The sequence below is a fragment of the Luteibacter sp. genome, from assembly GCF_009912395.1.
Classification (GTDB): Bacteria; Pseudomonadota; Gammaproteobacteria; order Xanthomonadales; family Rhodanobacteraceae; genus Luteibacter.
In genome coordinates, this window is record NZ_WNDO01000041.1 from 22,764 (window position 1) to 32,567 (window position 9,804).

A 9,804-nucleotide genomic window follows, 5' to 3' on the forward strand; every position below is an offset into this window, starting at 1 on the left:
CATCGGCTCGTGGGGCGGTAGCTCAGCTGGGAGAGCGTCGCGTTCGCAATGCGAAGGTCGGGAGTTCGATCCTCCTCCGCTCCACCAATCATTCCAGACACGAAGCCTCGGACCGCATCTGCGTCCGAGGCTTTTTTGTTGCCCGCGTTTTCGCGACACCGCGTCGTCGGCGATCGCCCTCCCCTGCACCCACCCTCGGAGATAGCATCATGAACCGTATATCCGGTTGCGCCCTGACGCGTGCGCAAACGCTGCTGCCCCTCGCGCTTCTGGCGTCTTTCACGGCCACCGCCGCCAGCGGCGCACCTTCGGCGACGCCCGTAAGCTACATCGCCTATTACGAGCAGGACGGCGGCCCGTCCTCGAAGGCGCTGCACGACCGAAACGCCTACTTCAACGGCCTCGCGACCGATTCGTTCGCCGTGCGGAGCACGGGCAAACTCACGGGTGACGTGCCCCTGGACGACCTGCGATACGCGAGCGGCCTGGGCATAAAGAGCTATGCGGTGGTCTCGAATTTCGCGGGTAGCGACTTCGACGGAGCGCTCGCCCATTCGGTGATCGCCTCGTCCTCGGCGACGAACAACTTCATCGCCAGCAGCCTCCAGAAGCTCGCCGCCGGCAACTACACCGGCCTGAACATCGATTTCGAATCGGTGGCCCGCAAGGATCGCCGCGCCTACACCGCCTTCGTCACCACGGTGGCGCAGGCCATGCATGCCAAAAACTACAGCGTGGTGGTTTCGATCCCGGCGATGACCCAGGACGACCCGTCCAGCGACTGGACGGGCGCGTTCGACCTGGCAGCGCTTGGCCAACAAGCCGACATCATCCAGTTGATGACCTATGACGAGAACGGTTCGTGGAGCGATGCCGGGCCTGTCGCCGGACTGGACTGGATGGAAAGCGCGGTGCAGTACGCCACGTCGGTGGTTCCCGCCGGCAAGGTGAGCCTCGGCATCCCCGCTTATGGCTACGATTGGAACCTGGCCAACCCCAGTGCCAACGCACAAATTTCATGGAAGGCCATCGCACCCCTTCTCGCCAGCTCCAACGCGTCACCCGAATGGGACGACGCATCGTCGTCGCCGCATTTCCATTACGCCACCAACGGACAGGATCACGTCGTCTGGTACGAGAATGCGCGAAGCCTGCAAGCCAAGATGGCACTCGTACCGAAGTACGGCCTGAGCGGTGCATCCGTCTACGCGCTGGGTATGGAGGATCGCGCATTCTGGGAATCCCTGGAAGGCACGACGAAACAGTAAACCGACGACCGGACCCTAATGATATAGCGATCGGCTGCGCACGCCCACCGATCGCTACGTCATTACATCAGTGACCTCAGCAGCCGTCGCCTGGAAGCAGATGCTCCACCACCATGCGGCTACGCGACGCATCCAGGTCGCCATGGTGATCGAAGTGCAGCTCCACTACCCAGTTGTAGACATCCTCTGGCCACGACTTGCGGCCGGTGATGGTCTTGGCCTTGCCGCCCAGCGCGTCAATCAGCTTGTCGATGTGCCCGTGATGCCATGCGATCAATACCACGTTGGCGTGATTGTCCCAGCGTAGCGCCTTGGCGAGATCGTCGACCTGGTCGTCGGCATACGGTTGCTCGATCGGCAGACCCAGGCGCTGCGACAACGGGGTAAGCGTCAGGCGCGGGCGCGCGCTTTCCTTGCTATCGCGCGTGGCGATCAGGCGCTGTGGCAACAGACTCTCGCCGTCCGTCCGCCATGGATCGAAATAGCTGGCATACGCCGCAGCGCGCTGCTCACCCTGCGCGCTGAGCCCATTACCGTCGCTCGCCTTCTCCGCATGACGCACGATCAACACCGTGGCGTCGCGCAGCCCCTTGTCACCCTTATCGTCATGATGTGCCAGGGCGAGAGCCGGCAGGCAGCAAAGAACCAGCAAAAACTTTCGGACAAACATGGGCATGCACCCCCTTCTCGGAAGCTGCCGACACTACTGGCCGATGGCTTGCGCGTAAATGAATGAGCCAGCCTCCCTCCCTAATTGATGATTTCACCCAGTCCCTCTTCGACACGACGTCGCAACTGGCGGATGAACTCCGGATCGTAAGGCTCCCAGCTCTCCAGCTCCCCGACGATCTCCAGGGAATAGACGCTTCGATACGACCGCGTCGGATTGCCCTTGAACTTCTGGTTGGTGACATTCGGATCGTCTTCGAACGCACCGGTCGGCACCACGACGTAGACACGCGGCCTGCCATCGCCACGCGCCATCTCAGCCGCAAGACCCGCACCCTTCGACAGGCTCGTGAAATAGATATGGTTCATGACGACGCGGTCGTCGTAATTGGACCGGAACCCGGCAGTCAGCAGATCGCCGACCGACAGCTCCGCGCGGGTTCCGTGATAGAACGGCCCGGCGAGCGCGGCGCAGTTCTGGGGTGTAACGGGAATCCACTCTTCGTCGTGCATCGCCCTGGCCGCCCCGTGTTTTGCTGTCCCATCGACAGGGCCGCGAGTCTAGTCCTCGTGCCGAATCTTGCTGCAAGCCCGGGCGGCTATTATACATTGAGGGTGGGAGGCGCAATGCGCCTCCCTTTTTGTTTTCAGGCCCCCGCCAGGCGCTTGTCGATCCCGGCATAGAAGTCCCGATACACCTGCGGATCGCTGACGATCGAGGTACGGGCATCGCCCTTGCTGTCCCAGACGGTCACACGAAAGCGCGTACGCACTTTCACCCCATGCCCCTCCGCCTCGACGGCCACGAAGGCCTCGGTGCTCTGGTGATCCGGCTTGGCCGGTAGCGGCAGTCCACGCGACTTAGCCACGCCCCGGAAGATTTCCCGGCGCATGCTGACCAGGGTCTCGTCATGCCGGGCGTCAATCAGGTGAAACTCCGGATCGATCTCGACGGAGGCATAGCCCTGCTGTGTCAGCACCGCCGCTGCGGCGGCCAGCACCTTGCCCGGGTCGGTAGAAGCACAGTCGTGATCGCGCGATTGCTCGAAGGCCTGCCGTTCCTGCGCTGTCTGCGGCACGGTCACCTGGGTGGAACTGAAGCGCAGCATGTGTCCGCCGTTGCCCGTGACCTGGGGCGCCGGTGGATCGTCCTCAGCCAGCACCGCCAGCGGAAACAACGCAACCGCCAGCATGGCGGCCTTCCATCGCAAGATATTCCGGGGCACGGCGCACTCCTTTGTGGTTATCGAACCCGGCGCGAGTCTATGCCAGGTTCGATAACCGGATGCTTACCGCCAGGCGGTGGATCAGATACCGAAGTCCAGGTTCATCTGCACCCACAGCTCGCGCCCGAGGGCGTTGTAGTTGGTGACGTCGAAGTACGGCCAGTCGCCGTTGGTGATGTCTTTCGGCGGACGCTTGTTGAAGATGTTGTTCGCCGAGAAGGTGATCGAGGCCATGGGATTGAAGCGATACGTCGTCGAACCGTTCCAGCGGATCCACGGCGGCAGATTCTTCGCGGTACCGGTGTGGTTCCACATGTGGCCGTCGCGCTGGCCGTAGATCGTGCTGCTCCAGGAGCCAAGGCTCCAGGTGAGGTTGCCGCTGACGCGGCTCTTGAACTCGTTGGAGTTCGCGCAACACAGGTAATCCTGCGTCGGGTCGCCTTCCTTCTCCTTGTCCGTATGGGTAAGCGCGTCGTAGTAGCTCACGCCCAGCACGAAGTCGCCGAAACGCCCTGCCCGCCAGCGATAATCCACCTGGGACTGGATACCGGTCTGGCGCTCGCTCGCCACGTTGATGGGATAGGTCGAGACACCGAGCACCGCGTTCGGCGAGATGGGGTCCGTCGCCGGACGACGGCTCACTTCACCGAGCACCTCCTGGCAGGTCGGTGAATTGATATCGAAGGGGGTCTGGCCATTCTCCGAGACACCCAGTCGACAGTTGGCTTCCGTCGTCAGGATTTCATCGGTGCCCAGCGTGCGCACTTCGTTCTTGATCAGCACGGCGTTGTAGTCCACCGACCAGCTCAACGCGTTGTCCGCGGTGGACCAGACGAAGCCATAGGTAAACGACTTCGCGGTGATGTCCTTCAGCTTGGTGTTGCCGCTGGACGTGGATAGCACGGCAAGACCGGACTGCGGGCAATCGTTGTAACTGTTCGAGCTGAAGCCGGCCAGCCGGCACTGGTAGTAGTCGGTATTGGTGGTATAGCCGCTGGAGTGGGCGGAGAACAGGTTGAACATGTTCGGTGCGCGGAACGCCGTGGCGTAACTGCCACGCAATAGCAGGGTGTCGAGCGGGCGGTATTCCAGGCCCAGCTTGTAGGTCAGCTTGCCGTTACCTTCGCCCGCGTAGTTGTACCGGTCCCATCGACCGGAGACGTTGGCGGTCAGTCGCTCCAGCAAGGGTATCTGGAACTCGGTACCGAAGGCCGTCGAATCGCGGCTACCCTTGGCGACCGTGGAGCCGGTCTGCCCACGAAAGAAACCTTCGTCGGCCAGTTCACTGGCGGAGCGGTTCTGGAAGTGCTCGTGGCCACGCTGCGCGATCACGGCCATGCCCACGTCGCCGGCCGGCAACGCGAACAGGCTGGGATTGGTCAGCGTCACCGAGAAGCTCTGGTTCCAGGATTGCGACGCTGCGCGATTCAGGGCGCTGAAGCTGTTGTACAACGCACGGTCGATCGGCACGTACAGGCGGTCGAGATTCGGCGCGAAGATGGGGTAACCGCTGGCATCGGTGCCAAGTTGCGGCCCCAGGTAGTAGTCGTCGACGCCGTTCTTCGCCAGGAAATCAGTCGACTTGCGCACGAGGCTCGTCTGCGAGCGGTTGAAGTAGATGTCGTAGTCGAAGCCGGTGTCGAACAGAGGCCCCTTGCCGCCCACGGTGAAGTTGTAGCTGTGCGTGAAGACATGCTGGTCCTTCGCATCCAGCCCCACTTCCTCGGGGCCGAAAATCCTCTGCCAGGTTTCGTAGTGTCCGCTGGTCTGGTTATAGAAGGTCTGGTTCCAGGACGGGCTTCCGCCGGAGTACGTCGGATTGCTGTAGCTATAGAGAATATCTGAGTAAAGCTGGGTTTCCGGCGTGAGGTGGTAGCGCAGGAACATTGCGCCGTTGATATCGGTTTCCTTGTTGCTCAGTGTCGTATAGCTGACGTTGTTCGGCGTGCCGCAGTAATGACCGAGGCCCGCTCCACTGCGATAGCTATAAGCCGTAGTATTGCCGTACAGGTAGGACAGGCTGTTGCAGGTGGCTGCCCCCGGGTCCACATAATGCTTGTTGTCGCCGAGTTCCTGGCGCAGGAAGGTCCGCGACGGCACGGCGCCCTTCCCTGTCGGGTCGTCGTAGTACGAATCGATGTAATCGCGCTGATAGGCCCAGATGGGCGTCTGCTTCTCAAACTGGATGCCGCCGGAAATATCCAGGTCGCCCCACCGGGTGCCGCTGTTCAACTGAAGGCGCTGGTTCTCGCCGCCGCCATCGGAATACCCGCCCATGCGGAAATTGAGATGCGTGCCTTCGATATGATCCTTCAGCACGATATTGACCACGCCGGCGATGGCCGATGAGCCATACACCGACGACTGTCCACCCGTGAGCACGTCGATGTGATCGATAAGGCCGACGGGAATATTGGCGATGTCGGTGATGTTGGTGCCGCCGTTGTAAGCCAGGGGATAGCTCGCCATCGGCCGGCCGTTGAGCAGGGTCAGCGTGTATTCCGGAGGAAGGCCCAGGAGGCTCACGGTCTTTGCGCCCGGCGTGTAGCCGCCGGTGAACTGGCCGTCCTGGACCGAACCGTTGGCGATCGGCAACGCCCTCAGCGCGTCGAAGGTGCTGCCGAAACCCTTTTGCTCAATATCCTTCGCCGTGATGGTGACCGACGGTGACGGCCCTTCGATCTGTGCCCGTGGAATGAGTGATCCGGTCACGGTGACCGCCTGCATTTTTGTCACATGGGCTGCATCCTCACCCGTCGCCTTTCCCTTGATCTTGACTGGCCGTTGGTCGGGTGATGCATCCTTCGGTGCATTGGCCGCCGCGTCGCCGGTAGCTACCTGCAAAGCGTGAGCCGTCGGAGCCAGCAGTAGCGACGCCACCACCAGGCTCAAGGTCTTCAGTTTCATTCGTGACACCCCTATCGCTGAATCATTTTCAGGACAAGCGCTCCCGTCGCCGCTTTCGCGTCGATGCGGAAGACACTACGGAGCCCACGCGCACCTGCCCGGCGCATCGGCGTTCATACCCCAGCCGAACGATTGAATGAAATGAATCAGCGCGACCCGGAGCGCTGCCCGGTTCGGGTCGTGAAACCTGCGGTTATCGTCCACGACCCACAGGCCGAGGCGCCTCGTCCAACGCGATGAACGCGATGGCGGGACCGCTTATCGTATGGAATGGCCATGCGCTCCCCGCGCCACGACCACGTATCCCTGAGCGAACGATTTGAATCGTTCCAAATCGAGATTATGAAGCTTTCGTTACGTTGTCAATTGTGGGCCAGGAAGACGGTTGACGTCGCTTTCGTCTAGGAAAAATTCCGGCGAATTTTCAGACGCCTCCTATAGGCATGGTCAGCAATATGCCTAAGCTCGGGAACCTCTTCATTCGTGACGAGGGAGCCTCACTTGAGGCAGTGGAACATTCTCATTCCAGCAAGCGCGATCGCGCTCTTGTTGATCATCGGCATCGCACCGTATCTATCGGGTTACTTCACCGGCGTACTTCTCGGACTGACCGGGCATCCCGTCACCTGGACCCGCTGGCGGGACTACGTCCAGGTACCCGACCAGGCCGCCTACGCGCCTTATGCATGGCGCATCTACTTGGCCGGAGGCCTCGGCATCGGCATGCCTTCGGTCATCGCCGTCGTCGCCCTGAGGGCGTTGCGTCGTCGCCTGCCTGAGCCACGACCGCCTCGATTCGAACCACTCAAGGCGATCGCCTCGGCATCGCGGCATGGCGTGGTGCTTACGCGGAACATCGCCACCGACATGTCCGTACTGGTGGCGACGTCGCGGCCGGAGCGCGCGGTCCTCGGCACCTTGCTGCCTACGCTAGAACAGTCCGTGGGGCCGTGGCTGCTGGTCGGTACGCCCGACGTCGTAGCCTCATGCGCCCCGGCGATCCAAAGAAGAGACATCGTCCACCTAGCACCCTTCGGCCGAGGGCATCGCTGGAACCCCTTTAGCGCCGCGTGGACACGGGAGGGGCTGCGCATGCCCGTGCTGGATAGCCTTGCCGAACGCTGGTATCCCGCAAACGACCCATCCAGCCGCCTCCTAGCTAGCCACGCTCGACAGGCCTTCGTCGCCCTCGTCCAGGTCGTGGACGATGTTCTCCGCGCCAACGGCGAAGTCATCCCGCCCGCACCAGGCGACCTCCATCGCCTGACCGAACCTCTAGGCACCGATCAGTGTCGGGCGTACCTCGACGCTCTGGCCGAAACGGAAGCCCTCTCGAAACGCACGCGCGAGGCGCTACGCCCCTGGCAGTCGCTGGACGATGTAGCGTTTCGGCTTGTCTGCGACGCCTTGCGCGTACCGCTCGCACTGTTCGGCCATGCGTCGGTGGACGCGGCGACGCGCGGCGACGACATCTCCGGACGTGATCCGCACAGGACCGTCGTCTTCATCGAACTGCCGCCCGAACGGCGTAGCGAGGCAAGCCACCTGGTCGACACTTTTATCGCCTGGTGGCGGCATGCGACGCACGGCGCGCCCCATCGACGACTGCTCATCGATCGACTGGACACCTTTGGCCGAATGCCCATCCTGCTGGACGGCGATCTGCCGTGCGCCGCCACAACGCAGCGGCTTGCCACGCTTCGGTCTATCTATGGTCGCGACACCGGCAAGCTGCTATCGCACTTCCCTTGCCTGGTCATGCAAAAGGCCACGAACGATACCTGTGCCCAGGAAGGCGAAGACCTGCTCCAAACGTACGTACAAGTCCATGATCCCAAAGGACGTGGCATAGGGCACCCCGCTCGTGCCGGTGACCTTCGCGATCTGCCCGACGACCAGCAATTGGTCATCACAGGGCCATGGTTCCGTCCCTACACCGCACGCCTACCTTCCGTCCGTCATCAGGCCATCACCCTGCCTGTCCAAGAAACCGGAGACGCCATGCCTTTTCCCAAGCCCTTGGTGAGTTTGCTCACGTCCTTGCTAGCCGCCTGCTCCACGCCGACCTCCGAAGCTGTCGATGGGAAAGGAACGACTTCCGACACATCCATCAAAGGGTGCAATAGCCAGCACAACGTGGGCTCTGTTCAGTATGTCGACGCCTGTCTTGGGCCCCACCGATTCCGCTTGCCGAGAAATCTCTACGAATGGCAGACAGGACAGGATCTGGTCGGCATCGGCATCGGCGTCGGACTGAACGTGCAGTGGCCTTCGCTCGAGCCGTTGCCGCAAGGCCAGGATTACCACGACAACAATGAAACATTTATTTCGAGTATCGCTCTCGACATTCAGTATCTGGGGCCTCACTCAGACAGTAACCACGGGATAATTTTGCGCAAATCCATCGAACCTTTCCCATCAGACGATCCGGAGCGATGGAATAACCCCGACGATAATTTACATCTCCGGATCAAAGGCGCACCCGTATACGATCTAACGCCGTATTACGCCGACTTTAACCTGATCGAACTCTATTACAAGAATTTGTATGGCGAGCTAACAAAGGCCACCGATCCGGATGTCCATAGGGACTGGTTCATCCGCATGACGGACGACGATTTACCTTCGACCGTCATCATTTGTGAATCCCACCGAATGCCCGATGGCGCAGCCATCGAGCAGAATCGCATCGTAGATAAAGCAGGCGATTTCCGCTCATCTTGCACTCACAAATTCATAGTGACCAAGTACAGCGTCATTGTTTACGCGCACTACCTAAGAATCATGATGCACGATTGGGAGCGAATAGAAGCGCGCGTTCGCAGCCTGCTTGAAAGCTCGGAGGTCAAGTAAATGCCGAACGCACCCAAGGGTCTATCAGATAAAGATATTCAAATCCTCCAGCAATACGCTAGAGAGAAAAACCGGGAGCTTTACTGGAACTATTTGGCTCAGCTCCCAAGCAATGATGGATACAGCCTTCTTGCACTAGGTGTCGTGCGTAACGACAACATGCCCGGTGCCACAGCAAATTCTTATGCAAAGAACTACGCCATGGAACATAGCGACATAGTCATGAGCGAGCACCAGTGGGATCAATTTGGTGCTCGACTCATGCAACACGACCTTGAAAAACGCCTAGCATGGGCTGCAAGCGCTGATTATTCAGAATTCTCTTTGAATCTACCCGCTCGCCAAGTCATGAAAGTGCACGATGAGACGTTCGGTGACTATAACATCGACCCGAATGCCTGGACGCCACGCAAGCTACTCATGGCGGCACATGAGCGTGACGTGGAAGAGCAACGTCTGATTGAACGTGGCGACATGCGCCCGGAAGACGCTAGTCACCACATGGAATCGCGCTGGTCGGCCATGCTCGACAACGGCTATGCCGGCGTGCAGCGCATGGCCTCGACGACGATTCGCTCGACCATGGACCGCATTGATCTTGCCCCTGATTTACGGACACCTATCTAAGCGACATTGGCCAGCTCGTACTGCTCTGGGCTGAGGTAGCCCAGGGTCGAGTGCAGCCGGATCCGATTGTAGTCAACCTCAATGTAGTCAAACACATGAGCCTTGGCCTGCTCCCGTGTGGCGAGGTGTTCACCATGGATGGCCTCGACCTTCAGACTGTGGTTCCAACTCTCCATTGCTGCGTTGTCGTAGCAGTTGCCTCTGGCACTCATGCTGGCGATCAAAGCGTATTGCTCCAACAGGGCGCGGTGCTC

8 protein-coding genes and 1 tRNA gene are annotated in these 9,804 nt (G+C 60.5%); 4 read left to right on the forward strand and 5 right to left on the reverse strand.

The genetic code is table 11. The features are described from left to right. Nucleotides 1–11: 11 nt before the first annotated feature. Both GAK28_RS23610 and GAK28_RS23615 read left to right on the forward strand, forming a co-directional pair. Nucleotides 12–87: transfer RNA gene (locus GAK28_RS23610), tRNA-Ala, on the forward strand. 122 nt (nucleotides 88–209) lie between these two features. Continuing rightward, nucleotides 210–1,268, forward strand: a complete 1,059-nt coding sequence (locus GAK28_RS23615) for a glycosyl hydrolase family 18 protein (RefSeq protein ID WP_291785102.1) — start codon at nucleotides 210–212, stop codon at nucleotides 1,266–1,268. A 76-nt stretch (nucleotides 1,269–1,344) separates the two neighbouring features. On the opposite strand, the gene GAK28_RS23620 is transcribed toward GAK28_RS23615, so the two are convergent. The 4 genes from GAK28_RS23620 to GAK28_RS23635 all read right to left on the reverse strand — a co-directional run bounded on the left by GAK28_RS23620 (nucleotide 1,345) and on the right by GAK28_RS23635 (nucleotide 6,070). After that, entirely contained in the window at nucleotides 1,345–1,938 is a 594-nt protein-coding gene (locus GAK28_RS23620; RefSeq protein WP_291785105.1) for a flagellar basal body-associated protein FliL, read from the reverse strand. An 80-nt stretch (nucleotides 1,939–2,018) separates the two neighbouring features. Beyond that, entirely contained in the window at nucleotides 2,019–2,450 is a 432-nt protein-coding gene (gene arr, locus GAK28_RS23625) for an NAD(+)--rifampin ADP-ribosyltransferase (RefSeq protein WP_291785107.1), read from the reverse strand. A gap of 134 nt (nucleotides 2,451–2,584) precedes the next feature. Further along, complete coding sequence (locus GAK28_RS23630) at nucleotides 2,585–3,163, reverse strand: hypothetical protein (RefSeq protein WP_291785109.1); 579 nt, start codon at nucleotides 3,161–3,163, stop codon at nucleotides 2,585–2,587. An 81-nt stretch (nucleotides 3,164–3,244) separates the two neighbouring features. After that, the gene (locus GAK28_RS23635; RefSeq protein WP_291785111.1) at nucleotides 3,245–6,070 is read right to left on the reverse strand and encodes a TonB-dependent receptor; all 2,826 of its coding nucleotides are present in this window, start codon (nucleotides 6,068–6,070) and stop codon (nucleotides 3,245–3,247) included. 501 nt (nucleotides 6,071–6,571) lie between these two features. Between GAK28_RS23635 and GAK28_RS23640 the strand changes: the two genes are divergently transcribed. Further along, entirely contained in the window at nucleotides 6,572–8,923 is a 2,352-nt protein-coding gene (locus GAK28_RS23640) for a hypothetical protein (RefSeq protein WP_291785114.1), read from the forward strand. After that, a complete protein-coding gene (locus GAK28_RS23645) occupies nucleotides 8,924–9,550 on the forward strand; it encodes a hypothetical protein (RefSeq protein WP_291785116.1) in 627 nt (208 codons plus the stop codon). Here GAK28_RS23645 and GAK28_RS23650 read toward each other — a convergent pair. Next, nucleotides 9,547–9,804, reverse strand: a 258-nt coding sequence (locus GAK28_RS23650) for an IS3 family transposase (protein WP_291776025.1), incomplete at its 5' end; no start/stop codon positions are given. The two genes, GAK28_RS23645 and GAK28_RS23650, sit on opposite strands and share 4 nt — an antisense overlap.